We start from the raw sequence: 25,974 nt of genomic DNA on the forward strand, positions 1-25,974 counted from the left end.
GGCGGGATCAACTGGCCGGCCAAGCCTGGTTCAGCTGATTTTGAACTTTCATGCCGGCAAAGCAATCAGTCGACGCCGAAGCGGATCGTTCTGAAACTCGACAACAACTGGCGCTTTGCAGCCCCGACCCGGCGCGCACAAGTCGCCCCGTCCGACAACGAACGGCTGCTCAGGGCTTGGGATCGGCTTTCAGATAAGCGATGACGTTGGCGATGTCGTCGTCATTGCCCAGGCCGCCAAAGGCCATCCTGTTGCCGGGCACCTTCAGCTTGGGCGATTTGAGGTATTCGGCAAGATTTGCCTCGTCCCACACGAGACCGGCAGCCCCCGCGTTCTTCATGGCATCCGAATAATGGCCGAGGAAGCTTTCGGCGGTCCCCGCCTTGCGGCCGACGACGCCCATCAGATGCGGGCCGACCTTGTCGTGATCGGTCGCCGCCTCATGACAGGCCATGCACCGATTGAAGACATGTTTGCCCAGGATGGGATCGCCTCCGGCCCGGGCGGCAAGGGAAGTGGCAAGCAAAAGAAGGCTGGCGGACAAGACGGCTCGAAGCATGGCTGACCCCGGAGAGTTCTGGCTGAGCGCGTGAAAATACGGCGCTGACCTTAACAAAGGCACCATAGAATGGCGTGGCTGCAAGAGGTGGCAGCCGGCTACCCGAGGCCGACGTCCAGCGGGCCTTCGTTTCAACCGTTGACAAAGCCGATGAAGTCGTCGGGTGCGGCGCGGCCCATTTCCTCTTCCCAGTGGCGGCGGCAGAGCGAGACATAGACATCCTTGCCGATCGCCACCTGGTCGCCCTGCCGGGCCACCTTGCCGTCGGGACCGAGGCGCACGACCATGGTCGCCTTGCGGCCGCAGCGGCAGATGGTGCGCACTTCGCGCAGATCGTCGGCGATCGCCAGCAGCGCGCGCGAGCCGGGAAACAACTTGCCCTGGAAATCGGTGCGCAGGCCATAGCACATGACCGGGATGTTGAGCCGGTCGGCGATGCGGGCAAGCTGCCAGACCTGCTCCTCCTCCAGGAACTGCGCCTCATCGACGAAGATGCAATGCACCGCCGTGTGCTGGTGATGCTCGGCCACGCGGGCGAACAGGTCGTCGCCGTCGCGGAACATCTCGGCTTCCGTCTCCAGCCCGATGCGCGACGAGATCAGGCCGGTATCGCCCTTGCGGTAATGGCCGGCGACGAACAGCATCGTCGTCATGCCGCGCTCGCGGTAATTGTACGATGCCTGCAACAGCATGGTCGTCTTGCCGGCGTTCATCGTCGCGTAATGGAAATACAGCTTGGCCATGCCGCCCTTTAAGGTCTGTTCATATTCAGGTGAGGCCGGCCTGCAAAAGGCGGTTCCTCCGCTTCCGGTGCTCGCGTACTCAAAGTACGCTCCGCTCCGGTTCTCGGAGCCCACCATTTTCGGCGCGGCCTGACCTGAATCCAAACAGACCTTAAGCCGACTTGCCGCCGCGCGGGGAGGGGCCGCCGCCGCATTCCCCTGAAAAAGCCGCCGTTGCCGAGGCAGATTGCGCTTAGGCTTGGCACGGAAAGCGTCAGCGGTGTCGCTGATTGGCCAGCCAGCGCCGTTGATCGTGATTGTCTTAGCGCTTGAAACCACTCCAGAATGGTGTTTGGCTGACGAAACAAGGCGGACACAAAAACCGTAACTTCGCCCCGCCAAAGAATCGCAATGGGAGAATACAGATGTCGCGTATGAATTCCTTCGTCGCCGGCCTCGGCTTGGCGGCCTTCGTGTCCACGAGTGCCGCCTTCGCCGGCGATCCGGCGAGCTGCAAGGCGGTTCGCCTCTCCGATGTCGGCTGGACCGACATCCAGGCCACCACCGGGCTGGCCTCGGTACTGCTCACCGCGCTCGGCTACGAGCCGCAGGTGATCCAGCTCTCGGTTCCGGTGACCTATGCGTCGCTGAAGAACAAGGACCTCGACGTCTTCCTCGGCAACTGGATGCCGTCGATGACCAACGACATCAAGGACTACACGGCCGACGGTTCGGTCGAGACCGTCAGCCAGAACCTGGCCGGCGCCGGTTACGGCATCGTCGTGCCGACCTATGTCGCGGATGCCGGTGTCAAGACGCTGACCGATCTCGGCAAGTTCAAGGACAAGTTCAACGGCAAGATCTACGGCATCGAGGCCGGCAATGACGGTAATCGCATCATCCTCGACATGATCAAGAACCCGAAGGACAATCTCGACGGGTTCGAACTGGTCGAATCCTCGGAGGCCGGCATGCTGACGCAGGCCGAGCAGTCGATGAAGAACAATGAGTGGATCGCCTTCCTCGGCTGGACGCCGCATCCGGTGATGGGCGCCATGAAGATCACCTATCTCGACGGCATGGGCGACAGCGGTTTCGGCGCCGCCACCGTCTCGACCAACGTGCGCAAGGGCTACACGACCGAGTGCCCGAACGTCGGCAAGTTCATCACCAACCTGAAGTTCAATCTGGATATGGAAGGCCAGATGATGGACGCCATCCTGAAGGGCAGCGATGCCAACAAGGTGGCAACCGACTGGCTGAAGAAAAACCCGGATGCGGTCAAGCCCTGGATCGCCGGCGTGACCACCTTCGACGGCGGCGACGCGGCGGCGGCGGTCAAGACCGCGCTGGGAGGCTAAGCCGGCTTTGATTTCGCCATGACCTCAAAAACAGGGCAGCCACTGGAAAAGGCTGCCCTTTTTCATATGCTGTGAGAAGATGACCGTCCGGCAAGGACGGCGCAGGCCAAAGAGGGGCAAGATGGATCCGATTTCCAAATTCCTGATCGATTACAAGATTCCCATCGGGCCCTGGGGCAAGGCTTTCTTCGGGTTCCTCACCGACCATTTCGACACTGTGTTCAGGGCGTTCTCGAATGGCCTGAATTTCATCCTCGACGGGCTGGTCAACATCCTGCTGATGGTGCCGCCGGTGCTGCTCGCTTTGGTAATCGCCATCGTCGCCTGGCTGCTGCAGCGCTCACGGCCGCTCGCCATCGGCGTTTTCCTCGGCCTGATCTTCATCATCAACCAGAATCTCTGGAAACAGACGGTGCAGACGCTGGTGCTGGTCGTGGCCGCCGCCGCCATGGCGATGGCCATCGGCGTGCCGCTCGGCATCTGGGCGGCGCACAAGCCGAAGGTCTACCGCGTCATGCTGCCGGTGCTCGACCTGATGCAGACACTGCCGACCTTCGTCTACCTGATCCCGGTGCTGACGCTGTTCGGCCTTGGCAACGCGCCCGGCCTCATCGTCACCATCATTTTCGTCATCCCGACCGCGGTCAGGCTCACTCATCTCGGCGTCGTCTCGGTGCCGAAGTCGATCATCGAGGCCGGCGAGGCCTTCGGCGCCACCAAGAGCCAGCTGTTGTGGAAGGTCGAGCTGCCTTCCGCACTGCCCACCATCATGGCGGGCCTGACGCAGTCGATCATGCTGTCGCTGTCGATGGTGGTGTTCGCGGCCCTGATCGGCGCCGGTGGTCTGGGCACGGAAATCAACCGGGCGCTCGGTTCGCGCCGCATCGACCTTGGCCTTGAGGCCGGTCTCGCCATCGTCGTGCTCGCCATCGTGCTCGACCGGATGACCCGCATTGGCGTTGGAGGCAAGAAATGACCGTCGCCGTCGATTTCAGGAATGTCGATATCGTCTTCGGCGCCGACCAGGCCGGCTCGCTGGCGATGATCGACAAGGGCGCTACCCGGGCCGAGATCCTCGAGAAGACCGGCAATGTGCTCGGCTGCGCAGGCGCCAGCCTCACCGTGCATGAAGGCGAAATCTCGGTGCTGATGGGCCTGTCGGGCTCCGGCAAGTCGACGCTGCTTCGCGCGGTCAACCGGCTCAACGTGGTGTCGCGCGGACAAGTGCTGGTCAAGGACGGCGACCGTACGGTCGACGTCGTCACCTGCGACGAGCCAACCTTGCGGCGGCTGCGACAGAAACAGGTGGCGATGGTGTTCCAGCAGTTCGGCCTCCTGCCATGGCGCACGGTGGAAGAGAATGTCGGCCTGGGTCTCGAACTCGCCGGCGTGCCGGATGCCGAGCGCAAGGAGCGGGTGCATCGCCAGCTCAAGCTGGTCAACCTCGATCAATGGTCGAACAAATACGCCCATGAGCTTTCGGGCGGCATGCAGCAGCGCGTCGGTCTGGCGCGCGCCTTCGCCACCGAGGCGCCTATCCTGTTGATGGACGAGCCGTTCTCGGCTCTCGACCCGCTGATCCGCACCAAGCTGCAGGACGAGCTTCTGCAGCTGCAGGCGGAGCTGAAGAAGACCATCATCTTCGTCAGCCACGACCTCGAGGAGGCCCTGAAGATCGGCAGCCACATCACCATCATGGAGGGCGGCCGTATCGTCCAGACGGGCGCGCCGGAAGACATCGTGCTGCGCCCCGCCAACGACTATGTCCGCGACTTCATCGCCAATGTGAACCCGCTCTCGGTGTTGACCGCATGGAACGTGATGCGCGACCGCCGCGATCTCGAACAGGGCACGGACGGCTGGGTGTGGCTCGACCGACGCAAGACGACCCGTTTCAAGATCGACGAGCACGGGCTGGTGGCGGCGGCCGAACGCGACGGCAAGCCGGCGGTGTGGACGTCGTGCACCGGGATAGAGGGCCAGCCCGAAGAAGCAGGTCAGGTGTTCTGGGCCAATCCGGGCACGTCGCTGAAAACCGTGATGCTGGCCATGCACCGCTCGCAGACGGCGCCGGTGGCGTTGTTCGACGACCAGTCCCGCTTCGTCGGCGCCATCGGCATCAGGGATGTGCTGAGCGCGGTGCTGCGGCGGTAGAGGCCCCAAGCGACAAGGCTCAAGCCGCCAGCGGCAGCCTCAGCTCCGTCAGCAACCCACCTTGCGGGTGGTTGGACAGGCGCACTTCACCACCCGCCGCCCGCGCGATGTTGCGGGCGATGGTCAGCCCAAGCCCGAGCCCGCCGGTCTGGCGGTTGCGGGAGTGTTCGAGGCGCACGAAGGAGCCGAACACGGCGTCGATCTGGGCTTGGGGTATGCCCGGCCCTTCGTCGCGGATGGCGAGCGTGATCGTGCCGTCCGAGCGACTGAGGCTGAGATGCGCATGCTTGCCGTAGGTGACGGCGTTCTGCACAAGATTGGTAACGCAGCGCTTGAGCGCCACCGGCCGCGCCATGCAGATCAGGCCGCGTGAGCGGGTGTCGTCATTGTCGAAGGAAACGGTCTCGTAGCTGTCGGCGATCGATTCCACGAGCGACCAGAAATCGATCCTCTCGGCCTTCTCTTCCGTGACCTCGAATTTGGCGAAGTCTATCACCGAGCTCGCGATGCCTTCGATGTCGGCGAGATCGTGGGCGAGCGCTTCGCGCGCCGGTGATCTGCGCAACAGTTCCAGACGCAGCCGCATCCTTGTCATCGGCGTGCGCAGGTCGTGCGCAAGGGCCGCCGCGAGGTGCTCGCGGTCCTCGACATATTCGCGCAGCCTCTTCTGCATGGCGTTGATCGCCCTGGCGGCGGCGCGCACCTCACGGCTGCCGCTCTCGGTGACCGGCGGGCTCTTGAGATCATTGCCGATCCGGTTGACGGCGGTTTCCATCATCCGGTAGGGCGCGGTCAGCCGGCGCAGCGACCAGATCGACATGATCACCACCAGCCCGGCGATCAGCGCATAGAGCGGCAGGCTGTCGATGCTCAGGATCGGGCCGACGGGCGTGATCGGTTCGGTGAAGTTCAGCCACTGGCCGTCGGCGAAGCGCAGCGAGGCCGTCAGCTTGTCGCTCTGGGCGAAATCGGCGGCCAGCACCAGGAGGTCCCGCTCGACCTGGCCGATATCGGGGCCCGGCGCGGCGCCGCCGGCATCGTCGGCTTCGCGCGTCGCCGGATCGCGGCGCACGCGCGCGTCGGTGATGCCGAACTTCGACAGCCGGCCGACAAGAATGTCCTCGAGCTCGGCCAGTTCGTCATCGCCGGCGATCGAGGAGGTGACGGCGGGCGTGTCCGAGACGGTGAGCGCGTATGTTGAGTTGAACAGGCCCGCGGCGGTCGCCTTGCGCTCCTCCGGCGTGGCGCCACTCATCAGCTGCACGAGCGAGAAGGCGCGGTCGTTGAGGCGGTAGAGGTCGACCACGTCATTGGCAGCAGCGCGGTCGCGCGACACGATGTAGAGCGTCGCGACCTGGCTGATCAGCAGGCCGGCAATGACGATCAGCAGCACCCAGACAGGCAAGGTCTGCGGCAGGAAACGTCTCATTCGGAGGTCGTCTCGGGCAGGAACTGGTAGCCGCCGCTGCGCACGGTGAGGATCAGTTTGGGCGTCTTGGGATCATCTTCCATCTTGCGCCGCAACCGGCTGACCAGGATGTCGATACTGCGGTCGAAGGAATAGTCGCTGTCGCCGCCGGACAGTTCGATGAGCTGGTCGCGGGTCAGCACGCGCTGGGCACTCTTGACGAAGGTGTGCAGGAGGTTGAACTCGGCCATGGTCAGTTCGACCCTGACATCGTCGGGCGCGGTCAACCGGCGCCGCGAGCAGTCCATCGTCCAGCCGGCGAAATGGTAAATCTGCTTGCTGGTGGCGCGCTTGGGCTCTGTGGCGCCATTGCGCCGCAGCACGGCGCGGATGCGGGCCAGCAACTCGCGCGGGTCGAAGGGTTTGGGCACATAGTCGTCGGCGCCCATCTCGAGGCCGACGACACGGTCCGTTGTCTCGGTGACGGCGGTCAGCATGATGATAGGCGTCGTATACTGGGCGCGCAGGTCGCGGCACAGTTCCAGCCCGCTCCTGCCGGGCAGCATCACGTCGAGCACGATGAGGTCCACCTGCGAGCGGCGCAGGATGGCTTCCATCTCGTTGCCGTCGGCGGCAACCGAGGTGTGCAGGCCCCGCTTCTGGAAGAACTCCTGAAGCAGGTCGCGGATGCCCTTGTCGTCGTCGACGATCAGTATGTGCGCATCGGATTTCACAGCTGCCCTGTCTGGTTTGCCGGCCAAGCCATTCTTGGCTGGTGAGCCACACGATAGAATTCGGGCCATATGTTGGCCAGTGCCTTGCTTTTCAAGGGAGAATGAATTCCGCCTTCTCCACATGGAAAGCGACGGCCGGCCTGGCCCCGGCCTGGCCAGACACAATCCAGAAACAAAATTCTACAATCGGGAAAAACTCCTGAAAAGGTAGGTCGGCATAAAGGTGCCGTGGCGGTCAGGTCATCGGCTGCGACGCTAGTCTCCGGGTTCACGGATAAACCAATGCCAAGATTGTCGATCAGTTTGTTGGGAGTTTTGCTGGGCCTTGGCCTGCTCACTGCCGCTGTCGGCCAATCGGATGCAAAGGCGCCGCTCACCCGGAGCGAACGGTGCGCCAATCTCAGCCACCAATTTGATGAAGCCCTCGAAACCCATGCCACGGCAACGCAGGTCACCGCGGCAAAGGCACTTCAGAGGAAGGGCAACCGGTACTGTGCCGCCAAGAAACAGGCGCAGGGCATCCGGATGCTCGCCAATGCTCTGAAGCTGCTTGGAGTGACACCGAACGACCCGGTCCAGTGACACTCAAAAAGACCCGCATACAAAAGGAAATGAAGCCATGAACAAGTCCATCCTGTCCGCCCTTGGTCTCTCCGTCGCTCTCGCCTTCTCGATGCCGGTTCTCGGCTATGCAGCCGCCACCACGACCGCTGCCCCGGCTGCCGCCACCACGACCACCGCTCCGGCTGCTGCCGCGACGACCACCGCTCCGGCCAAGGCTGCTCCGAAGAAGGTCGCCAAGAAGACCGTCTGCAAGGAGACCAAGAAGCACAAGTGCCCGGTCAAGAAGGCCCCCGCGAAGGCGGCCCCCGCGAAGATGGCTCCCGCGACGGCGGCCCCCGCGAAGGCTGCTCCCAAGAAGCCCTGATCAGCTTCGAGGTCAGTTCTAGCAAGGCCGCTCCAGCCGCAAACCGGCTGGGGCGGCCTTCTGCCAAGTGCATGATCGATGAGCTGAACACCGGCGGCTTCCAGCCACGCATCTCGATCGTGCTTAACCCGTTTGCAATGCCGGCCCTGTAGGACAATCCGCATGAAGAAGCGGCCCTCGTCCATTTTTCGCTCCATGGTGATCGGCGGCCTGGTTGCCACCGGCGCCGCCAGGGTGCTGATTCTGCTCACCGCCAGCCCCGTGCCGGATCCGGCAAGTGGGCGCACCGAGCCCTCGCTGTTCGCGCCGGCGATTTCCAGCAATTGGGATTACATCACGCCCGTGCAGGCCTGGCTCTTGATCGTGCTCGCCGGCGCGACACTGATCTGCGTTGCCGGATGGCCGATCGCGGCATGGCTGGAACGCCGGGCGGATGCCGATGCTAGTCGCCGCATCTTCGGCCGTCAGGGCCGTTGAACCGCGACAGACCATTTCCCACATGATCGTGAAGGACCGGGCGTGCCCGCCGACGGTCCGCAAATGGACGATCGCTGCCGCCCGTGGCAAAATGCGGACTTAAGCTCGATCGCGAAACAGTCGGTTCGAATGCCTGAAATCGCCACAAAACCGCGCGTAAAGGTCAAGCCGCAGACAGAGCGGCCGAAGCTCTACAAGGTCATCCTCGTCAACGACGATTTCACGCCGCGCGAATTCGTGGTGACGGTGCTGAAGGGCGAGTTCAAGCTCAGTGAGGACCAGGCGCACCGGGTCATGATCACCGCGCACCGGCACGGCGTCTGCGTGGTCGCGGTCTTCACCAGGGATGTCGCCGAGACCAAGGCGACGCGGGCGACCGACGCTGGCAAGGCGAAGGGTTATCCGCTGTTGTTCACGACGGAACCGGAAGAGTAGGGCAGGGGCTTGGTCAGTGCTGAAACGCTGGCAATTGGCGAAACCATCCGCGGCGGCATCTTTCTCCCCGTCACTATACGGGGAGAAATGTCCGGCAGGACAATGAGGGGCGGTGCCGGAGGGTGACAATAGTTCAGATGAGCACATCGTAGGGGATCGCCAATCACGGCGACTCAGCGCTGCCCCTCATCCGCCCTTCGGGCACCTTCTCCCCGTGAACGGGGAGAAGGAAGCTACCTTCCCTCGCGGTACCACATCGACCCCATCGCCAGAAGCAGCAGGCCGAGGCCGAGGAAGCCGCCGAACAGCGGTACGCGCGACACGGCCTTCAACACGCTGTCGTCGGTGGTGCGCAGGCCGATCCAGTCGCTGCCCGACGCTTCGCCGGCCGAACGCACCGGCACGATGGATGGCAGCGTCACGTCGCTGCCCGTGGACGAGGCCAGCCGGCGCACGCTGCCGCCGGTGGCTTCCGCCGGCGCCTTCAGCCGCTCCTGCGTGGAGACGACGTCGGCGAATTCGGGTGCGTTGACCGGGCCGACATGGGCGAGCGCGGTGAGATCGCCATTGGCGACCTGGAAGAGGCCGATCTCGCTGGTCTGAACGCTGCCGAGAAAGACGCCGGGTTCGGATTTGTCGAGCTTGACGGTGAGCGTCTTGCCGGAGGGGGTGATGATCTGCGCGGGGCCGGGATCGTCGGCCATGGTCTGGCGACGGATCTCCAGCACCATGCCGCGTCCCTCGGCGGTCAGCCGTTCTTCCTCGAGCTCGGGCTCCTTCATCAGCCAGTGGGCGATGCGCCGGTAGAGCTGGACATGCGGGCCGCCGCCCTCGAAGCCGCGCGCCCAGAGCCAGCCCTGATCGGACAGAAGCATGCCGACGCGGCCTTCGCCCTTGCGGTCGAGCAGCAGCAGCGGCCGGTTGTCGGCACCCTTCATTACCACTTCGCCTTGCGGGTTCTGCACGCCGATGGTGCGGAACCAGCGGCTCCAGTGCGGCGGCTCGGTGGCCGAACCATCGAGGCCGCGCGTCACCGGATGACGCTGGCCGAGTTCGGTGAGGCGGGGATAAAAGGCCTTGTCGACGACCTCGCCGGTCGGCATTGCCGGCAGGGCCGACATCAGCGGCGTGCGCGCGATCGACGCCTCGCCGGCATATTCGGGACCGGCAGCGATCAGCAGCGCGCCGCCCTTTTCGACATATTCGGAGATGTAGTCGTAGTAGAGGATCGGCAGCACGTCGCGGTGCTGGTAGCGGTCGAAGATGATGAGGTCGAAATCCTTGATCTTCTCGACGAACAGCTCGCGGGTCGGGAAGGCGATCAGCGACAATTCATTGATCGGCGTGCCGTCCTGCTTCTCCGGCGGCCGCAGGATGGTGAAATGGACGAGATCGACCGAGGCGTCGGATTTCAGCAGGTTGCGCCAGGTGCGCTCGCCAGCATGCGGTTCGCCCGAAACGAGCAGAACGCGCAGGTTCTCGCGGATGCCGTCGACCAGCGCGATGGCGCGGTTGTTGGTGTCGGTCAGTTCGCCCGGCTCGCGGTCGATGGCCAGTTCGATGATGTTGCGGCCGGCACCCGGGATGGTCACCTGCAGCGGCATGGCCTGGCCGACAGTGGCATGCTCGACCGAAACCTGCTCGCCATTGACCGAGACCCGGACGTCGACCGGTCCGGTCTCGTTTTCGGTCGAAATGACGCGGTAAGTCATGTCGAGCGGCTTGCCGACAAGGCCGAAACGCGGCGCGTTCTCGAAGCGGATGCGGCGATCTTTTTCGTGATCGTTGCCGGTGATCAAGGCGTGCAGCGGGGCGTTGAAATCGGGCGTGCCCGACGGCGTGTCATGCACCTCGCCATCGGTGATCATGATGGCGCCGCCGATGCGCGAGGGCGGCACGTCGCGGAAGGCGCCTTCCAGCGCGCCGAACAGCCGTGTTTCGGTGCGCTCCTCGGCGGCGTCGGACTTGCCGGCCTCGACGACGCGGACGTCGAACTGCTTGAAGCGGCCAAGACGCTGCTGCAACCCGGCCACTGCCTCGTCGGTCTGTTTGGTGCGGTCGCCAATATCCTGGCTCTGGCTGCGGTCGACGATCAGCGCGACGACGCTTTTCAGCGGCTCGCGTTCCTCATTGAGGAACACCGGATTGAAGAGGGCGGCGGCGAGCGCCAACAGGGCGACGAAGCGCAGGACCGCGCCGCGCTGGCGGAACCACAGGCCGACGAGCGCCAGCAGCGCCAACGGCACCAGCACCAGGGCCAAAAGCGGCCAGGATAGAAGCGGTTCGAAGGAGATCGACCAGTTCATGCCCTATCCTCCCGCGTCGGGGGAGGATCGATCATCGTGAGGGGCGCAAGAAAACGCATCATCCTACTGCCCCAGACGTTCGAGCAGGATGGGAACATGCACCTGGTCGGATTTGTAATTGCCGGTCAGCATGTACATCATGATGTTGACGCCGGCGCGCAGCGCGTAGACCCGCTGCATCGGGTCGGCGGGCACGGTCGGCAAGAGCGGGTCGCCATTCTCGTCGACTGCCCAGGCGCCGGCGAAATCATTGGCGGTGATCATGATCGGCGACACGCCGTCGCCGGTGCGTACCGGCCGGTTGTCGGCATTGCTGGCATCGAGCGATGCCTCGACCCAGAGCGGGCTGCCGGCGAAGCGGCCTGGAAATTCGGGCAGGATGAAGAAGGACTTGGTCAGCACATGGTCCGACGGCACCGGCTCCAGCGGCGGCACGTTGAGGTTGCCGAGAATGTCGCGCAGCCGCTCGGTCGCCGGGCTGGTGGAATCGGCGCCGATGCCGTTGGCGAACTGGTCGCGCGTGTCGAACAGCACCGTGCCGCCTTGCTGCATATAGGCGTCGATGCGGGCGATGGCCGCCTGGCTCGGCATCGGTGCCGCCGGGTCGATCGGCCAGTAGATCAGGGGATAGAAGGACAGCTCGTCCTTCGAAATGTCGACGCCGGCCGGCGCCCCTGGTTCGAGCGCCGTCTTCTCGATCAGGAAGCGGGTCAGGCCCTCGAGCCCGGCGCGGCTGATCGAATCGACACCCGGCACGCCGGTCAGCACATAGGCGATGCGGGTTTTCGAAATTGCCTCGATAGCGCCCTGGTCACTCGGCTTGGCATCGTCGGCACGGGCAAGGTCGGCGTGGCCGAACAGCGCGCCAAGCGCGATCAGCACGGCGGCGGTGGTTGCAGCGGCACCGGCGCGGCGCGGCCGGCGCCAAAACAGGCCGCCCATCCACAACACCACCAACGTGTCGAGCAGCATCAGCAACAGAGCCGCGGCGACCAACGCGCCCTTCAGGTTGCGCGATTCGTCAAAGGCATACTGGATGGTGGTGACCGGCACCGTCACTTGCGGGCGCGCCAGTGGCTCGAACGTGCTTGCGACATCGAGCAGATTGTGGGCGAAGACGCCGGTCTCCGAACCATATAGGCCTGGCGGGTTCTCGAAGGTGACCGGCAGCGTGCCCGCGCCCGGCACAAGCGGCCGTGCATCGGGTGTCGGCGGCACCAGCGAGCCGTCGGCCGCGATCATGCGATAGGGTGCCAGCGACGTGGCGGCGGCTTCGGCATTGGCGACCGCCGCACCCTGGTTGCGCGACAGCTGCACGATGCGGCGCAGCATCTCGACGAAACTGCCCGAGATCGGCAGGTTCGACCATGTCGCCTCGGGCGTGACGTGGAACAGCACCAGCGTGCCCTTGCCCTTCTTCAGCCCGGTGACCAGCGGCGTGCCGTCGGCAAGGGCGGCCCAGGTGCGCTCGACGATGTCGGGTGTCGGTTCGGCCAGCACCTGCCTGGTCACCGTGACCTCGGTCGGCGGCGCCAGGTCGGCGAACGGGCCGGCCTTGGGAAATTCGGTGACCGGCTGCGGCGAGGTCCATGACAGCGCGCCGCCGAGCGAACGTTCGCCGGTGCGCAGGCGGACCGGCAGCAAATCGTCATCATTGCCGGCGGCGGCCAGCCGCGAGCCGGCGAAGCGCACCAGCGTGCCGCCATTGTCGACCCAGTCGACCAGCCTTTGCCGAACCTGGGCGGGAATGGTGCCGATATCGGCCATAACGATCATCGCCGGCTTCTGGTCGAGGATCTGCGGGATGGCGTCGGCGAGATCGGCGCTGGAGGGCTCGACCAGATCGGCGAAGGGCTGCAGCGCGCGCCTGATGTAGTAGAGCGGCGACAGAAGCGGCTGCGCCTGGTCGGCCTCGGCTTGCGACAACAGCCCGACGCGGCGGCGCTTGGAGCTTTCGTCGAGCACGCGCACGGCACCCGCATGCCGCTCGCCATCGAGCGCGATCGAGGCGAAGTCGTTGCGCAATTCGAACGGCACCGCCATGGTGCCGGTGGCCGCGGCCTCGCCCGGCGCGAAGGTCAGGGTCGCATCGGCGATGCGGCGGCCCTTGTCGTCGAAGGCGCCGGCGGTGACCTGAGCCGGGGCGGGATCGCCGGGCGCGCGGACGGCGGTCAGGGCAAAGCCATCGACCTGGTTTTCGGCAGACGTCAGGCCGGTCAGGGAAAGCCGGTCGGCCACCGCCCAGACGACGCGGGCGGCATTTTTCGACAACAGCGTGTTGAAGGCGGCCTCGTCGCCCTTTGCCGCCAGGCCATCGGCGAGCACGGCGACGCTGGCGCCGGGCAAGCCCCCCAGCACGCCGGCGACGCGGGCATAGACGGCGGGCCGGTCGGTCGGGATCGGCCGCGGCTTGGCGGCGCGCAAACGGTCGAGTGCGGCGGCGGCATCGAAGGGGCCGATCTCCGCATTGGGCTTTTCGGCGGTGAAGGCGATAACGACCGGCACGCCGTTCGAGCCGGCGTCGTTGATCAGCCGTTCGGCGGTGGCGACGCGCTTGTTCCAGTCGGCGGCGCTGGCCCAGTCATTGTCGATGACCAGGGCAAGCGCGGCACCCTCGGCCGGCAGCTTTTCGCGCGGATTGAAGACCGGTTCGGCCAATGCCGCGACGACGAGGGCCGCCATCAGCAGCCTGAGCAGCGTCAGCCACCAGGGGCTGCGCTGCGGGGTTTCCTCACGCCTCAGCACACGGGCCAGGATCTTCAGCGGCGGAAACACCTCGGTCTGCGGCTTAGGCGGGGTGAGCCGCAGCAGCCACCAGATCACCGGCAGCGCCAACAGGCCCCACAGCACCATGGGGGCGCCGAAGGAGAGCGGCAGCCAGCTCATGCGACAGCCTTCCCAGGCTTACCGCCATCGGCGGAAATGCCAGGCTTACCGCCATCGGCGGAAATGCCAGGCTTACCGCCATCGGCGGTCATCGCCATGTGCAGGCGCACCAGCGCGTCGGACGCCAGCCGGTCGGTGTGGTTGACGGTAAAGCTCCAGCCGAGCCGCTTGCACCAACTGGCCAGTTCCTGGCGGCGGGCGGTGTAGAGCAGGCGGTATTCGTCGGCCAGCATTTCGGCGCGCCCCGCGGTCAGCTTGTCGCCGGTCTCGGGATCGGTGAACTCGGTGCGGCCGGCATAAGGGAAGGTTTCCTCGGCCGGGTCGGCGACCTCGATCAGATGCGCGCGCACGCCGTGGCGGGCGAGCACGTCGAGCCAGGCCATGGTCTCCTCGACCGGATCGAGGAAATCGCTGGCGATGACGATGTCGCAGAAGCGCCTGATGTCGGAGAGATCGGGTTTTGCCGGCAGCTCGCCGGCATGCATGAGCTGGGCCGCGATGCGTTCGGCGCCGTTGCGGGCGGTGAACGGATCGGTCAGATCTGGCCAGGCGATGCGCTCGCCGCTGCGCGACAGAAGCTCGGCCATGGCCAGCGTCAGCACCAGCGCGCGCGATTGCTTGGAAACGCCGGCGCCGGTCGACTTGTAGAGCATGGACGGCGAGGGATCGGCCCACAGCCAGACCGTGTGGGCGGCTTCCCATTCACGGTCGCGCACATAGGTGTGGTCGTCGCGGGCCGAGCGGCGCCAGTCGATGCGCGAGGAATCGCCTTCGACGTAGGGCCGGAACTGCCAGAAATTCTCGCCGATGCCGCGCTTGCGGCGGCCATGCCAGCCGGCGATCACGGTGTTGACGATGCGGCGCGCCTCGACCAGCAGGTCAGGCACGAGCGAAGCCCGCAACCGGCCGCGGGCGAGCGCGTCGCGCGTCGCTGCCGGAGCCTGGACCTCGCCGATACGCGCCATCAAATACCTTTCACGAGTTTCGCCACCACATCGCGTACGCTGGTGCCTTCGGCACGGGCGGCGAAGGTCAGCGCCATGCGGTGCTGCAGCACCGGCTCGGCCAGCGCCCTGACATCGTCGACCGAGGGTGCCAGCCGTCCGTCGTAGAGCGCGCGGGCCCTGGTGCACAGCATCAGCGCCTGGCTGGCGCGCGGGCCTGGGCCCCAGGCGACATGCTTGTCGGTGTCGGCATTGCCTTGGCCGGGACGCGCCGAGCGCACCAGGGTGAGGATCGCCTCGACCACGCTTTCGGGCACCGGCATGCGGCGGATCAGTGTCTGGATCTCCTTCAGCCGCGCCGGCTGCAGCACGTTGGTGGCCTTGGCGTCCTCGACGCCGGTGGTTTCCAGAAGGATGCGGCGCTCGGCCTCGATTTCTGGATAGAGGATGTCGACCTGCATCAGGAAGCGATCGAGCTGGGCTTCGGGCAACGGGTAGGTGCCTTCCTGCTCCAGCGGGTTCTGCGTCGCCAGCACATGGAAGGGCGAGGGCAGATCGTAGCGCGCGCCGGCGATGGTGACGTGATATTCCTGCATCGCCTGCAGCAGCGCCGATTGCGTGCGCGGCGAGGCGCGGTTGATCTCGTCGGCCATCAGCAGCTGGGCGAAAATCGGGCCGGAGATGAAGCGGAACGAGCGCTTGCCGGTCTCGTCCTGCTCCATGACCTCGGAACCGAGGATGTCGGACGGCATCAGGTCGGGCGTGAACTGGATGCGGCGTGAATCGAGCCCGAGCACGATGCCCAGCGTCTCGACCAGCTTGGTCTTGGCCAGGCCCGGCACGCCGACCAGCAGCGCGTGGCCGCCGGCAAGCAGCGCCACCAGGGTGCGCTCGACGACGTGCTCCTGGCCGAAGATCACCCGGCCAACCCCGTCGCGGATCCTGGAGATGTCTGCAAGCGCCTTCTCGGCCTCGGCGACCATGTCCGTTTCGCTAATCGGGCTTTCCTTGACCATCACGCTCATGCCGCATCGATCCCTTTGGTTGGAAATGCCATGGTTTGGAAATACTGGCCCGCACCATACCATAGGTTGCCGCGATTCGGCCTCGCGGAGCGCCTATGCTGGAACTTAAATCACAGACTTAGGCTGACAAGCGGAACAACAGTGACTATTTCGTGACGATGAGCGAACACCACGAACATCGCCAACAAAGCCTTACGCAGGCCACCGAGGCCCGAGGCCTCGAGGCGCTGATCTCGCGCGCGGCCCGTGCCGGCAAGGGCGCGGCGCCGGTCGAGCGCTGGAATCCCGACTTTTGCGGCGATCTCGACATGGAGATCAAGGCCGACGGCACCTGGTTCTACCTGGGCACGCCGATCGGCCGCATGCCGCTGGTGCAACTTTTCTCGTCCGTGCTGCGCAAGGACGCCGACGGCAGGACCTATCTGGTGACGCCGGTGGAAAAGGTCGGCATCCGCGTCGCCGATGCGCCGTTCATCGCCGTCGAGATGGATGTTTCGGGCGAAGGCGAGGATCAGGTCATCACCTTCCGCACCAATGTCGGCGACGTGGTCGAGGCCGGGCCGGAGCGGCCGCTGCGCTTCGTCGACGAGAACGAGACCGGCGGTTTGAAGCCATATCTGCTGGTGCGCGGCAGGCTGGAGGCGCTGGTGGCGCGGCCGGTCATGTATGAGTTGGTGGGGCATGGCGAGGAGATCGAGATCGACGGCCGGACGATGTTTTCGGTGCGCTCGAAGAATGCCGTGTTTCCGATCATGCCTGCGGATCAGTTGAAGCGGTTGAGCGCGTGATGGACCAGATATCGCCGGCGCCGTTCTCATCGGCGGATTTTCGCGCGCGCTTCGCCGCGCAGCCGGACGCGCATGCCGGCGACGACTATGGCGATCACCGCTTCAATCCCGGCCACCCACGCCTCAACCCGGGCAAGCCGCTGCGCAATGCGGCGGTGCTGATCCCGGTGGTCGACCATGACGGCGAGGCGACGGTTCTCCTGACCAAACGGGCCGAGAGACTGCGCAATCATTCCGGGCAAGTGGCTTTCCCGGGCGGCACGATCGATGCGACCGACGCGAGCCCGGAGGCGGCGGCGCTGCGCGAGACCTTCGAGGAGATCGGCCTTGGCCAGGATCGTATCGAAATCATCGGCCGCATGCCGGATTACGTTGCCGGCAGCGGCTACCGCATCGCGCCGGTGCTCGGCATCGTGCGGCCGGGTTTCCAATTGGCTTTGAACGCCGACGAAGTCGATGCCGCCTTCGAGGTGCCGCTGCGCTTCCTGATGGACGCCGCCAATCACAAGCGCGACAGCCGCATGTGGAACGATCTCGAATGGTTCTTCTACGACATGCCCTATGGTGACCGGCGCATCTGGGGCGTCACCGCCGGTATCATCCGTACGCTCTATGAAAGGCTCTATGCGTGAGTGTTTCGATCGCGGGCAGGGCCGACTGGCTCTCCGACAAGCATCTGCAGCGCCTGCTTGGCGCGCTCACCGAAGGCGGTGAAGAGGCGCGTATCGCCGGCGGCGCCGTGCGCAACGCGCTGATGGGCCAGCCTGTCGCCGACGTCGACATCGCCACCTCTTGCCTGCCGCAGGAGACCATCCGCCGTGCCGAAGCGGAAGGCTTCAAGGCGGTGCCGACCGGCATCGAACATGGCACGATCACGGTGGTCGCGGGCGGCAAACCCTACGAGGTCACCACCTTGCGCGCCGACGTCGAGACCGATGGCCGCCGCGCCAAGGTGTCGTTCGGACGCGACTGGAAGCTCGACGCCGAGCGGCGCGACTTCACCATCAACGCGCTCTACGCCGAGGCCGACGGCAGTGTTGTCGACCTTGTCGGCGGCATTTCCGACATCGAGGCGCGCCGGCTGCGCTTCATCGGCGACCCGGAGGCGCGCATCCGCGAGGATTATCTGCGCATCCTGCGCTTCTTCCGTTTCTTTGCCTGGTATGGCGACGGCCGGCCGGATGCCGAGGGGTTGAAGGCCTGCGCCCGGCTGAAGGACGGCCTTGGCCAACTCTCGGCCGAACGCGTCTGGTCCGAACTGAAGAAGCTTTTGTCGGCCCCCGATCCCTCACGCGCCCTGTTGTGGATGCGCCAGGCTGGTGTCCTGACCGCCGCGCTGTCGGAAAGCGAGAAATGGGGTATCGATGCGATCCACGGGTTGACCAAGGCCGAGAAAGACCTGGGCTGGGCGGTGGATCCGATGCTGCGGCTGGAGGCAATCGTGCCGCCGGATGCGGCGCGCATGAAGACGTTGGCCGAGAGGCTCAGGTTCTCGACCGCCGAAGCCGACCGCATGCTCCATTGGGCCCTCACCACGGCCGTCGAGCCGAAGACGACCGAAGGCGAACTGGCGAAACGGCTCTATCGCGGCAACCGGCAAGGGTTTGTCGACCGCCTGCGTCTGTCGCTTGCCGCGGCGCGGGTGCGCGCCGTCGAGGACAATGACGCATTGCTTCAAGCGGGCGGCTTTTCGCGCCTGCTTGGCTTTGCGCTCAAATGGGAACGGCCCGAGTTTCCGCTCAGAGGGGCCGATCTGACGGCGCTCGGCGCAAAGCCGGGACCGAAGCTTGGCGAAATCCTCAAGAACCTCGAAGCCGAATGGGTCGAGGCGGGATTTGCGCCTGATCGCGACACGTTGCTCGAACGCGCCGCGCAAGCGCTTGACACGTAGGTCGGAAACGCCGGATCTCCGCCGGTGTTGCCCTGCTGTTCCGTCCTGCTACTTGATCGACAGCGGAGCCAGGGCACGCGAAAGGCTTGCCTCGCCCTTGCCATAGACGGAGGCGCTGTAGTTGGCCAACGTGTCGGTCCGGGCCGTATTCAGCAACTGGTTGGTGATCTGGGTCGACGTTGCCTTGGTGAACTTGCTGCCCACGATGGCGGCGTAGCCGGCAACGATCGGCGCGGCGAAAGAGGTGCCGTAAAGGCCGGTCTTGTCCCCGGTGACACCCACGACCAGGAAATGGCTCTGCACAGCCGTGTTGGTGCCGGCGGTGTTGGAATACCAGGCCATGGTGGCCTTGTTCGACGTCGTGCCGTTGCTGTTGAGCGCGCCGACGAAAATCGCGGATGCCTTTCCGACCAAGGCGAGGTCGAGATAATCCTGCTGGCCGCTGGTGACGCCGCCCACGGCAACCGCGTCGTTGCCCGCGGCCTTCGAAACCACGGCCGTTCCCTTGGTGGCATAGGAGATGATGGAGGCCTCCTCGGCGCTCCATCCGATCTGGCTTGGGCTGTAGCCTGCCTTGGCGTACATGCCATAGCTCAGATTGAGCACGTTCAGGCCCGGCGCCAGCGCGACCGAGGAACTGGTGGAGAAGTCTTTCGACCGTATCGTCGCCAGCGGCGCGATCATGCTGGCTTCTTCGCGGGTCCATTCGCCATGGCGCTGGGTCTGGGTGCCGATGCCGAAATTGCCGCTGAACTTCGAGGTGCTGGAGAAGTCGTCGACGATCGTGATGGTGACGCCTTTGCCTTTGTAACCGGCACGCCATGCGGCCCCGACATCCGGGCTCATCCAGTTTTGCAAGGTCTGCGACGTGGCCGCCGGCAGGGTTGCGCTCAGGCATATGGATGCGTTGGATTGACCGCCGCCGCAGAGCGCGGACAGCGGATCTGGACCGACAGCTTCCTGAGCCACGGCAATCGATGCCGGCAGGAGGGCGAGGGCCGTGGCAATAGCGAATTTCCAATGCGTATTTGACATGTTTTTACCCCGGTTCAAACAGAAGCTAGGACGGAGGATCGCGGATCTTCCGCGGCTACGCGACATCTCGTGCCCGGCCCCTCGCGATCAGAAAGTAACACGGTAATTCAGCCACAGATGCTGGCTCTCCGGTTTAGCGTTAGCCAGATATTTCAAGGTTTCCTCGGGTGCCATCTCCCCGGCGGCGAGCCGGCAATTGACGCTGAAGGTGCCCAGATCGCCATAATCGGCCTGGCAGGGCTTTTCGCTGAGCTTGCCGCCGAAGGTCGTGGTGAACGACAGGGACAGGATGCTGTTCGCGCTCGGATGCAGCTGTGTGAGGAATCCGAGCTTGAGGCTGGGCGCGATGCGATACTTCTCGCCTTGTTCCCCAGTGCCAAATCCCCAAAGGATACCGGTGTCCTGCGTGATCTGCGTCATCAGGTCCACATGCGTGTCGACCCAGTTTGTCTGGTACCACTGGTTGAACGATACCCGGCTTCCGGTCTGCAACTCATACCCGCCGTCACCCAGGCCTCTCGCCTTGTCGCTGACCGGCGAGCCCTGATGGATGTCGATGAGCGATGTCGTCATGTCCTGGGCAATCGCCGGCGACGCGCCAAGGAGCGCCCACGGCAGGAGCGCCGTTGCGCACAAACTGGCACGATTGCCGGACTTTTCGCGCATGCGCGAACACCTCGCCCACCGATTCCGGACCAGTGCCTGACGGCGACGGGCTTCTCTGGCGGCCCCCTGTAGTCTGGAAATCAGTCCGACGATCGCACGGGTTCGGTTACCGCACGGTTTATTTTAGCTGGAGCAAATATTTTTTTTTGAGATGCAGGCAGTGTCTCGCAAATAAATCAACGCGGCACGCGTTACCCAAGCGCACCGCGGTTCTTTTGTTATTACCTGAAACCCCCCCGCCGCACCTACGCGGCGTCGCGGACCTTCTCGATGCGCGAGCGGATCGCCTCGATCATCGTCTCGCGGATGGTCGTCTCGCCATGCGTCTCGCGCATATGCTCGACGGCGCGGCGCATCACCTCGGCCTCCTCGTCGGCCCGTGTGTGCCATTCGCAGCCGGGAACGAGCGACCCGCAGTGAAATTGCTTCATGGGATTTCTCCTCTTGCTCCATGGAGCCGGTCGAGGCTCCGCCACTTTTGGCTTACGGTCGAATGGTCAGACGTAAGCGGGGCGAAAGCTATAACACGGGAGGGGCGGCATGGTTGCATCAAAGCATCGTGCACCCCGCCCGCCGAGGTCATGGCCAGCGCACCTCCGGTGGCAGGCTGGACAGGATCGAGGCGACATTGCCGCCGGTCTTCAGGCCGAAGATGGTGCCGCGATCGTGAAGCAGGTTGAATTCGACGTAGCGGCCGCGGCGGATGAGCTGTTCGTCGCGGTCGCCATCGGTCCAGTTCTCGTTGAAGTTGGCGCGCACGAGGTGGCCGTAGACGACGAGGAACGAACGCCCGACATCCTGGACGAAGTTGAAATCGGCGTTCCAGCCGCCCTTCTCCTCGCCCGAATGCAGCCAGTCGAAGAAGATGCCGCCGGTGCCGCGCGGCTCGTTGCGGTGCGGCAGGAAGAAATACTCGTCGCACCAGGCCTTGAATTTCGGATAGTCGGCGACGTCGGCGTTCTTCTCGCAAGCGAACTGCATGGCGCGGTGGAAGGCTGCCGTGTCGGGATCATCCTGGGTGCGGCGGCGGTCGAGCACCGGCGTCAGGTCGGCGCCGCCGCCGAACCATTGCCTGGATGTGACGACCATACGCGTGTTCATGTGCACGGCCGGAACGTTGGGGTTCCACGGGTGCGCGATCAGTGAGATGCCCGATGCCCAGAAGCGCGGGTCTTCCTCGGCGCCGGGCATCTGCTTCCTGAACTCGGGCGAGAACTCGCCATAAACGGTCGACGTGTGGACGCCGACCTTCTCGAAGACGCGGCCATGCATCATCGACATGGTGCCGCCGCCGCCCTTGCCCTGATCGCGTTCCCACGGCGTCTTTTCGAAGCGGCCGGCCGACCACGAGGCGAGCGGACCCCCGAGGTCCTGCTCGATCTGCTCGAAAGCGGCGCAGATGCGCTCGCGCAGCGCCTCGAACCAAAGCCGGGCCTTCATCTTCTTCTCTTCGATGTCGGCGGGCAGCCCTGCCGGTATTTCGGGTCGTTCCAAGTGCCGTCTCCGGTTGTGGGCCACCCGTTGTGGGGATTCCCGATAAATGACTCGTCTTTTGCCGGCGCGATCCCTAATCTCTTGAGGGTCAGGGTCAAGTCCCGTCTGATTTAGGGTGTAAGGAGTTGCTTCGTGCGCACCCCGGCAAGACCGCCGCTGGATGGCCTGAAGAAAAGGCTCGACCAAAGCCGGGCCGAGCGCGCGCGTATGCCACGCGACGGCTTTTTGCGCGAGACGTTCGTCCTGCCGCGCTCCGATGCCCGGCTCAAGGCCAAGGAATGGTTCGAGCGCTTTCCCAAGCAGGCCTACTGGACCGAGATCGAAAGCTGGTTCGAGCGCCCGGGCGATCTGATCGAGTTCACGATCAGGCGCCTGCCGGCAGCGGATTAACGCTCGACCAACAGCCTTCTCGCGCCAGTTCCCTCCCCGGCAAGCCGATCCCCCTTGTTCCTCAGCGGGCATTTGTCGATCGACATGCAGCCGCAGCCGATGCAGTCGGTCAGGCCATCACGCAGCTTCTTCAGCTGGCTGATTTTCTGATCGAGGCTATCGCGCCAAGCCGTTGAAAGCAGATTCCAATCCTCGCGCGTCGGGGTGCGGCCTTCAGGTAATGATTCAAGTGCGACACCGATCTCCGCGAGCGTGATGCCGACCTCCTGGGCAATCCGGATTATGGCCACGCGTCGCAGGACATCGCGGCCGTAGCGGCGCTGGTTGCCGGAGGTGCGGTGGCTGCGAATCAGCCCGCGGGCTTCATAGAAATGCAGCGCCGACACCGCCACGCCGCTGCGCGCGGCCACCTGGCCGACCGTCAATTCCGTTACCGGCGCCATCTTCGCACTTTCCCCTTGACCTCAAGTTAAGTTGAGCTTGTAGCCAAGAAAGCCTGGATGTGCAAACGAAGGAGAAGGCGGATGTGCGCCTGGGCAAAAATCACCGCGGACCGCGCTGCCGGCGATCCCCTAGCCGAGTTGCCGGATGGCTTCGCCCGCCACCATGGCCACGGAAAGGGCGACGTTGAGGCTGCGCGCGGTGGGCTGCATCGGGATCGTCAGCCGAACATCCGCCGCCTGATGGACTGGATCCGGCACGCCCGCGGATTCGCGGCCAAACAGGAGGATGTCGCGGTCGGTGAAGCTGAAGTCGGTGTAGGGGGCCGTGGCCCTGGTCGACAGCAACACCAGCCGGTCCGCGCGGGCCTTGCGCCACTCCTCGAAGGCATTCCAGTCGACATGCCGGGTCAGGGCGGCCATTTCGAGATAGTCCATACCGGCGCGCTTGAGCGCTCTGTCGGAAAGCGGGAAGCCGGCCGGCTCGATGATGTCGACGCCAAGGCCGAGGCAAGCGGCGAAGCGCAGGATTGTCCCGGTATTGCCGGCTATGTCAGGCTGGTAGAGCGCGATGCGGAGACCACGGTTCACTTTCGCGTCCTTCTAATAAGTGGCAGATCGGCCACAGCAGCTTCCTGGTTTTGGAAATTCCTGGACCTGCGGGTGGCCATTTTTTTCGAAGTCGGGTATACGACCAGCATTGTCAACCCGAACCGATGGAGGGGTAATTCATGATGACCATGCACATCCAGCGCCCCACCCGTGGGCTTACTTGCGCCCTGGCGGTTTCGGTACGACGTTTCTCCTGATCTTTTAGGCACTTCCGCACCGATCTCCGCCGAAACCATACCCTGGTCTTCGAAGGAATCCTGCGATGTTTTTCAAGCTGCCGAAGGGGCCGATGGCCCCGTCCCAACGCGTCCCGACTGATCAGCCGCCGATCCCGCGGCACGATGTCGATCATCCTTTTTATCTCTATTTCAACACGGAGGACGGACCGATGTTCGATCCATACAGAATACCGGGCTCGAGGAGCTTGCATATCCACCGGCTGCCGACCTGGGCGCTGCTGATCGGCGAAACCTATTCGTCGGCGGTTCATGCCGAAGTGCGCCGGCGTCCGCATCGCGGCATGCTGCCGGATGTCGATTTCTCGCACGCGGTTCCCGACCCGAGCCGACCGTCGCTGGTGCGCCGCATCATCCGGCTGATGCGGCCGGGCGCGAAAAACCGCACTGGTGGCACCGTGTCGTCAGCATCGACAAAGGTGGCTGTCGGCGAAAAGCCGGCGAGCCCCTATATTGCGCGAAGCAGGGCCGACGCTCCGGATGATTCCGGAGCGTCGGCCCTCGACGCCATGCGGTCCGAGGACTTTGTACGTCGCCAAGCCGCGTGAGCGGAAAACAGATTTTTACAGGCATGCCCCAATGTTGTTGTTTAGCTGGTTTGAAAGAAGGCTCGATCCGTTCCCGGCCGCGGAACCGGTCGAGCCGCCCAAGACGCTGGTTGCCTTCTGCCTGCATTATACGCGCGGCGCGTGGCCCTACATCCTGGTCGATGCGGTGCTGGTGGCGGCCATCGCCATCGCGGAAGTGTGGATGTTCGGCTTCCTCGGCCGCATCGTCGACTGGTTGTCGGGGCAGAACCGCGAGACCTTCCTGCAGACGGAGGGCTGGAAGCTCGCCGGCATGGCGTTCATCGTGCTGTTCGCGCTGCCCGGCACGGTTTGGCTGCATTCTCTGCTCAACCAGCAGACACTGATGGGCAACTATCCCATGCGCATCCGCTGGCAGGTGCATCGCTACCTGCTCAAGCAATCGATGAGCTTCTACCAGGACGAATTCGCCGGCCGCATCGCCACCAAGCTGATGCAGACGGCGCTCGCCGTGCGCGAATGCGTCATCAAGGTGATCGACGTCCTGAACTATGTCATCGTCTATTTCCTCGGCATGCTGCTGATCGTCGGTTCGGCCGACTGGCGGCTGGCCGCGCCGCTCGGGGTCTGGCTGGTCGGCTACATCCTGTTGCTGCGCTTTTTCATCCCGCGCCTGGGCAAGGTCGGCGAGGAGCAGGCCAATGCGCGCTCGACCATGACCGGCCGCGTCGTCGACAGCTACACCAACATCCAGACGGTCAAGCTGTTCAGTCATTCGCGCCGCGAGGCCGCCTTCGCCAGGGAAGGCATGATGGGCTTCCTCGACACGGTCTACCGGTCGATGCGGCTGGTGACGGTGCTGTTCGGCTCGCTCTACATATTGAACGCGCTTCTGCTGTTCTCGGTCACCGCCATCTCGCTGTGGCTGTGGATGGGGCAAGCTGTGACGATCGGCGCGGTCGCCGTGGTCATCGGCCTGGTGCTCCGGATGTGGGGCATGTCGCAGTGGATCATGTGGGAAATGTCGGGCCTGTTCGAGAATATCGGCACGGTGCAGGACGGCATTGCCTCGATCTCGCTGCCACGCCTCGTCGAGGACAGGCCGGATGCCAGGGAGATCAACGTTTCCAAAGGCGATATCCGCTTCGAGGACATCCGCTTCCACTACGGCAAGCAGAAGGGCGTCATCGAAAACCTGTCGCTGGCGGTGAAACCGGGCGAGAAGGTCGGCATTGTCGGACGCTCGGGCGCCGGCAAGTCGACGCTGGTCAATCTCCTCTTGCGCTTCTACGACCTGGAATCCGGCCGGATCCTGATCGACGGCCAGGAGATCGCCGGCGTGAAGCAGGATTCACTGCGCGCCCAGATCGGCATGGTCACACAGGACACCTCGCTGCTGCATCGTTCGGTGCGCGAGAACATCCTTTATGGCCGGCCCGATGCGAGCGATGAGATGTTGGTCGAGGCGGCACGGCGGGCCGAGGCGCTGGATTTCATATCGGCGCTTTCGGACCATAGCGGCCGCAAGGGTTTCGACGCCTATGTCGGCGACCGCGGCGTCAAACTGTCCGGTGGGCAGCGGCAACGCATCGCCATTGCTCGCGTTATGTTGAAGGACGCGCCTATTCTTATCCTTGACGAAGCGACGTCGGCGCTCGATTCCGAGGCGGAAGCCGCCATCCAGGAGAATCTTTACAAGCTCATGCAGGGCAAGACCGTCATCGCCATCGCGCACCGGCTGTCGACCATCGCGGCGATGGACAGGCTCGTCGTGATGGACCAGGGCCGCGTCATCGAGGAGGGTTCGCACGAGGAACTGGTCGCCGGCGGCGGGCTCTACGCGCAGCTCTGGCAGCGCCAGTCGGGTGGATTCCTGCTCGAGGACAGTCCGGTCGGCGCCGCCAACGACAGTGTCGCCAGCGACATTGGCGCGAAGGGGCAAGCCGCAGAATGATG

The 25,974-nt window shown here is 64.6% G+C and carries 27 protein-coding genes; 13 read left to right on the forward strand and 14 right to left on the reverse strand.

From position 1 onward, the window contains the following. Positions 1-169 precede the first annotated feature (169 nt). A complete protein-coding gene (locus tag EN824_RS15405; protein WP_127869783.1) occupies positions 170-559 on the reverse strand; it encodes a cytochrome c family protein in 390 nt (129 codons plus the stop codon). 131 nt (positions 560-690) lie between these two features. Then, positions 691-1,302, reverse strand: coding sequence for a thymidine kinase (locus tag EN824_RS15410; RefSeq protein ID WP_135881227.1), 612 nt, complete (start codon positions 1,300-1,302; stop codon positions 691-693). Between the two features lie 404 nt (positions 1,303-1,706). On the opposite strand from EN824_RS15410, the gene EN824_RS15415 reads away from it, so the two are divergent. The 3 genes from EN824_RS15415 (at position 1,707) to choV (ending at position 4,796) form a co-directional block, all read left to right on the forward strand. Further along, on the forward strand, positions 1,707-2,642 hold the full coding sequence (locus EN824_RS15415) for a choline ABC transporter substrate-binding protein (protein ID WP_135932459.1): 936 nt from the start codon (positions 1,707-1,709) through the stop codon (positions 2,640-2,642). A 121-nt stretch (positions 2,643-2,763) separates the two neighbouring features. After that, entirely contained in the window at positions 2,764-3,618 is an 855-nt protein-coding gene (gene choW, locus EN824_RS15420; RefSeq protein ID WP_135881225.1) for a choline ABC transporter permease subunit, read from the forward strand. Next, positions 3,615-4,796, forward strand: a complete 1,182-nt coding sequence (gene choV / locus EN824_RS15425) for a choline ABC transporter ATP-binding protein (RefSeq protein WP_127869780.1) — start codon at positions 3,615-3,617, stop codon at positions 4,794-4,796. The genes choW and choV overlap by 4 nt, the downstream gene beginning before the upstream one ends. A gap of 19 nt (positions 4,797-4,815) precedes the next feature. Here the strand turns inward: choV and EN824_RS15430 are convergent, their stop codons facing one another. Together EN824_RS15430 and EN824_RS15435 are read right to left on the reverse strand one after the other, a co-directional pair. Further along, the gene (locus EN824_RS15430; protein WP_127278090.1) at positions 4,816-6,225 is read right to left on the reverse strand and encodes an ATP-binding protein; all 1,410 of its coding nucleotides are present in this window, start codon (positions 6,223-6,225) and stop codon (positions 4,816-4,818) included. Then, on the reverse strand, positions 6,222-6,938 hold the full coding sequence (locus EN824_RS15435) for a response regulator transcription factor (protein ID WP_127278089.1): 717 nt from the start codon (positions 6,936-6,938) through the stop codon (positions 6,222-6,224). Before EN824_RS15435 ends, EN824_RS15430 begins: the two co-directional genes overlap by 4 nt. Before the next feature lie 282 nt (positions 6,939-7,220). Between EN824_RS15435 and EN824_RS15440 the strand changes: the two genes are divergently transcribed. The 4 genes from EN824_RS15440 (at position 7,221) to clpS (ending at position 8,778) form a co-directional block, all read left to right on the forward strand. Continuing rightward, positions 7,221-7,520, forward strand: a complete 300-nt coding sequence (locus EN824_RS15440; RefSeq protein ID WP_127278088.1) for a hypothetical protein — start codon at positions 7,221-7,223, stop codon at positions 7,518-7,520. 37 nt (positions 7,521-7,557) lie between these two features. After that, positions 7,558-7,866, forward strand: a complete 309-nt coding sequence (locus tag EN824_RS15445) for a hypothetical protein (protein ID WP_127278087.1) — start codon at positions 7,558-7,560, stop codon at positions 7,864-7,866. 162 nt (positions 7,867-8,028) lie between these two features. Beyond that, a complete protein-coding gene (locus EN824_RS15450; protein ID WP_127278086.1) occupies positions 8,029-8,343 on the forward strand; it encodes a hypothetical protein in 315 nt (104 codons plus the stop codon). 129 nt (positions 8,344-8,472) lie between these two features. Then, positions 8,473-8,778, forward strand: a complete 306-nt coding sequence (clpS, locus tag EN824_RS15455) for an ATP-dependent Clp protease adapter ClpS (protein WP_127278085.1) — start codon at positions 8,473-8,475, stop codon at positions 8,776-8,778. Positions 8,779-9,011: 233 nt separating this feature from the next. On the opposite strand, the gene EN824_RS15460 is transcribed toward clpS, so the two are convergent. From EN824_RS15460 to EN824_RS15475, 4 genes are all read right to left on the reverse strand, one after another. Then, complete coding sequence (locus tag EN824_RS15460) at positions 9,012-11,084, reverse strand: hypothetical protein (RefSeq protein ID WP_135932460.1); 2,073 nt, start codon at positions 11,082-11,084, stop codon at positions 9,012-9,014. A gap of 63 nt (positions 11,085-11,147) precedes the next feature. Beyond that, positions 11,148-13,970, reverse strand: coding sequence for a DUF4159 domain-containing protein (locus tag EN824_RS15465; protein ID WP_127280676.1), 2,823 nt, complete (start codon positions 13,968-13,970; stop codon positions 11,148-11,150). Continuing rightward, complete coding sequence (locus tag EN824_RS15470) at positions 13,967-14,935, reverse strand: DUF58 domain-containing protein (RefSeq protein ID WP_135881221.1); 969 nt, start codon at positions 14,933-14,935, stop codon at positions 13,967-13,969. Before EN824_RS15470 ends, EN824_RS15465 begins: the two co-directional genes overlap by 4 nt. Beyond that, positions 14,935-15,939 (reverse strand): MoxR family ATPase, encoded by a 1,005-nt coding sequence (locus EN824_RS15475; RefSeq protein WP_127280906.1) that lies wholly within the window; start codon positions 15,937-15,939, stop codon positions 14,935-14,937. Before EN824_RS15475 ends, EN824_RS15470 begins: the two co-directional genes overlap by 1 nt. 158 nt (positions 15,940-16,097) lie before the next feature. Here EN824_RS15475 and EN824_RS15480 point away from each other — a divergent pair, with 158 nt between their 5' ends. From EN824_RS15480 to EN824_RS15490, 3 genes are read left to right on the forward strand one after another with little or no spacing between them, the layout of a single operon-like run. Next, positions 16,098-16,727, forward strand: a complete 630-nt coding sequence (locus EN824_RS15480) for a DUF1285 domain-containing protein (RefSeq protein WP_127280907.1) — start codon at positions 16,098-16,100, stop codon at positions 16,725-16,727. Then, positions 16,727-17,359: a CoA pyrophosphatase gene (locus tag EN824_RS15485; RefSeq protein ID WP_127869773.1), complete on the forward strand. Its 633-nt coding sequence runs from the start codon at positions 16,727-16,729 to the stop codon at positions 17,357-17,359. The genes EN824_RS15480 and EN824_RS15485 overlap by 1 nt, the downstream gene beginning before the upstream one ends. Beyond that, positions 17,356-18,618, forward strand: coding sequence for a CCA tRNA nucleotidyltransferase (locus tag EN824_RS15490; protein ID WP_127280918.1), 1,263 nt, complete (start codon positions 17,356-17,358; stop codon positions 18,616-18,618). The genes EN824_RS15485 and EN824_RS15490 overlap by 4 nt, the downstream gene beginning before the upstream one ends. A gap of 48 nt (positions 18,619-18,666) precedes the next feature. Here the strand turns inward: EN824_RS15490 and EN824_RS15495 are convergent, their stop codons facing one another. The 4 genes from EN824_RS15495 to hemF all read right to left on the reverse strand — a co-directional run bounded on the left by EN824_RS15495 (position 18,667) and on the right by hemF (position 21,813). Beyond that, complete coding sequence (locus EN824_RS15495; RefSeq protein WP_127280919.1) at positions 18,667-19,653, reverse strand: S8 family serine peptidase; 987 nt, start codon at positions 19,651-19,653, stop codon at positions 18,667-18,669. An 87-nt stretch (positions 19,654-19,740) separates the two neighbouring features. Next, positions 19,741-20,319 carry a hypothetical protein gene (locus EN824_RS15500; protein ID WP_127869771.1) on the reverse strand — a complete coding sequence of 193 codons (579 nt, stop codon included), beginning with the start codon at positions 20,317-20,319 and terminating at the stop codon, positions 19,741-19,743. 245 nt (positions 20,320-20,564) lie between these two features. Then, on the reverse strand, positions 20,565-20,750 hold the full coding sequence (locus EN824_RS15505; RefSeq protein WP_027047304.1) for a DUF1059 domain-containing protein: 186 nt from the start codon (positions 20,748-20,750) through the stop codon (positions 20,565-20,567). Between the two features lie 148 nt (positions 20,751-20,898). Beyond that, positions 20,899-21,813: an oxygen-dependent coproporphyrinogen oxidase gene (hemF, locus tag EN824_RS15510; RefSeq protein WP_127276070.1), complete on the reverse strand. Its 915-nt coding sequence runs from the start codon at positions 21,811-21,813 to the stop codon at positions 20,899-20,901. Positions 21,814-21,945: 132 nt separating this feature from the next. On the opposite strand from hemF, the gene EN824_RS15515 reads away from it, so the two are divergent. Continuing rightward, a complete protein-coding gene (locus EN824_RS15515; RefSeq protein ID WP_023770299.1) occupies positions 21,946-22,203 on the forward strand; it encodes a hypothetical protein in 258 nt (85 codons plus the stop codon). Here EN824_RS15515 and soxR read toward each other — a convergent pair. Next, positions 22,200-22,646: a redox-sensitive transcriptional activator SoxR gene (gene soxR / locus EN824_RS15520; RefSeq protein ID WP_127276069.1), complete on the reverse strand. Its 447-nt coding sequence runs from the start codon at positions 22,644-22,646 to the stop codon at positions 22,200-22,202. The two genes, EN824_RS15515 and soxR, sit on opposite strands and share 4 nt — an antisense overlap. Positions 22,647-22,775: 129 nt before the next feature. Beyond that, positions 22,776-23,234: a tRNA (cytidine(34)-2'-O)-methyltransferase gene (locus tag EN824_RS15525; RefSeq protein WP_127276068.1), complete on the reverse strand. Its 459-nt coding sequence runs from the start codon at positions 23,232-23,234 to the stop codon at positions 22,776-22,778. A gap of 283 nt (positions 23,235-23,517) precedes the next feature. On the opposite strand from EN824_RS15525, the gene EN824_RS15530 reads away from it, so the two are divergent. Next, a complete protein-coding gene (locus tag EN824_RS15530) occupies positions 23,518-24,039 on the forward strand; it encodes a hypothetical protein (RefSeq protein WP_189343782.1) in 522 nt (173 codons plus the stop codon). Positions 24,040-24,070: 31 nt separating this feature from the next. Continuing rightward, positions 24,071-25,972, forward strand: a complete 1,902-nt coding sequence (locus EN824_RS15535; RefSeq protein ID WP_135867493.1) for an ABC transporter ATP-binding protein — start codon at positions 24,071-24,073, stop codon at positions 25,970-25,972. Positions 25,973-25,974: the final 2 nt, after the last annotated feature.

Source organism: Mesorhizobium sp. M8A.F.Ca.ET.181.01.1.1 (assembly GCF_004792025.1).
Taxonomy (GTDB): Bacteria; Pseudomonadota; Alphaproteobacteria; order Rhizobiales; family Rhizobiaceae; genus Mesorhizobium.

Bases quoted from the DNA above. Each gene is read 5' to 3' on its own strand.
- EN824_RS15475 (WP_127280906.1), bottom strand. From the start codon at position 15,939: ATGAGCGTGATGGTCAAGGAAAGCCCGATTAGCGAAACGGACATGGTC.
- EN824_RS15405 (WP_127869783.1), bottom strand. From the start codon at position 559: ATGCTTCGAGCCGTCTTGTCCGCCAGCCTTCTTTTGCTTGCCACTTCC.
- EN824_RS15415 (WP_135932459.1), top strand. From the start codon at position 1,707: ATGTCGCGTATGAATTCCTTCGTCGCCGGCCTCGGCTTGGCGGCCTTC.
- EN824_RS15530 (WP_189343782.1), top strand. From the start codon at position 23,518: ATGTTTTTCAAGCTGCCGAAGGGGCCGATGGCCCCGTCCCAACGCGTC.
- EN824_RS15470 (WP_135881221.1), bottom strand. From the start codon at position 14,935: ATGGCGCGTATCGGCGAGGTCCAGGCTCCGGCAGCGACGCGCGACGCG.
- EN824_RS15535 (WP_135867493.1), top strand. From the start codon at position 24,071: ATGTTGTTGTTTAGCTGGTTTGAAAGAAGGCTCGATCCGTTCCCGGCC.
- EN824_RS15495 (WP_127280919.1), bottom strand. From the start codon at position 19,653: ATGTCAAATACGCATTGGAAATTCGCTATTGCCACGGCCCTCGCCCTC.
- EN824_RS15505 (WP_027047304.1), bottom strand. From the start codon at position 20,750: ATGAAGCAATTTCACTGCGGGTCGCTCGTTCCCGGCTGCGAATGGCAC.
- EN824_RS15480 (WP_127280907.1), top strand. From the start codon at position 16,098: ATGAGCGAACACCACGAACATCGCCAACAAAGCCTTACGCAGGCCACC.
- EN824_RS15465 (WP_127280676.1), bottom strand. From the start codon at position 13,970: ATGAGCTGGCTGCCGCTCTCCTTCGGCGCCCCCATGGTGCTGTGGGGC.
- clpS (WP_127278085.1), top strand. From the start codon at position 8,473: ATGCCTGAAATCGCCACAAAACCGCGCGTAAAGGTCAAGCCGCAGACA.
- EN824_RS15450 (WP_127278086.1), top strand. From the start codon at position 8,029: ATGAAGAAGCGGCCCTCGTCCATTTTTCGCTCCATGGTGATCGGCGGC.
- EN824_RS15460 (WP_135932460.1), bottom strand. From the start codon at position 11,084: ATGAACTGGTCGATCTCCTTCGAACCGCTTCTATCCTGGCCGCTTTTG.
- EN824_RS15445 (WP_127278087.1), top strand. From the start codon at position 7,558: ATGAACAAGTCCATCCTGTCCGCCCTTGGTCTCTCCGTCGCTCTCGCC.
- choV (WP_127869780.1), top strand. From the start codon at position 3,615: ATGACCGTCGCCGTCGATTTCAGGAATGTCGATATCGTCTTCGGCGCC.
- EN824_RS15410 (WP_135881227.1), bottom strand. From the start codon at position 1,302: ATGGCCAAGCTGTATTTCCATTACGCGACGATGAACGCCGGCAAGACG.
- EN824_RS15500 (WP_127869771.1), bottom strand. From the start codon at position 20,319: ATGCGCGAAAAGTCCGGCAATCGTGCCAGTTTGTGCGCAACGGCGCTC.
- choW (WP_135881225.1), top strand. From the start codon at position 2,764: ATGGATCCGATTTCCAAATTCCTGATCGATTACAAGATTCCCATCGGG.
- EN824_RS15485 (WP_127869773.1), top strand. From the start codon at position 16,727: ATGGACCAGATATCGCCGGCGCCGTTCTCATCGGCGGATTTTCGCGCG.
- soxR (WP_127276069.1), bottom strand. From the start codon at position 22,646: ATGGCGCCGGTAACGGAATTGACGGTCGGCCAGGTGGCCGCGCGCAGC.
- EN824_RS15440 (WP_127278088.1), top strand. From the start codon at position 7,221: ATGCCAAGATTGTCGATCAGTTTGTTGGGAGTTTTGCTGGGCCTTGGC.
- EN824_RS15430 (WP_127278090.1), bottom strand. From the start codon at position 6,225: ATGAGACGTTTCCTGCCGCAGACCTTGCCTGTCTGGGTGCTGCTGATC.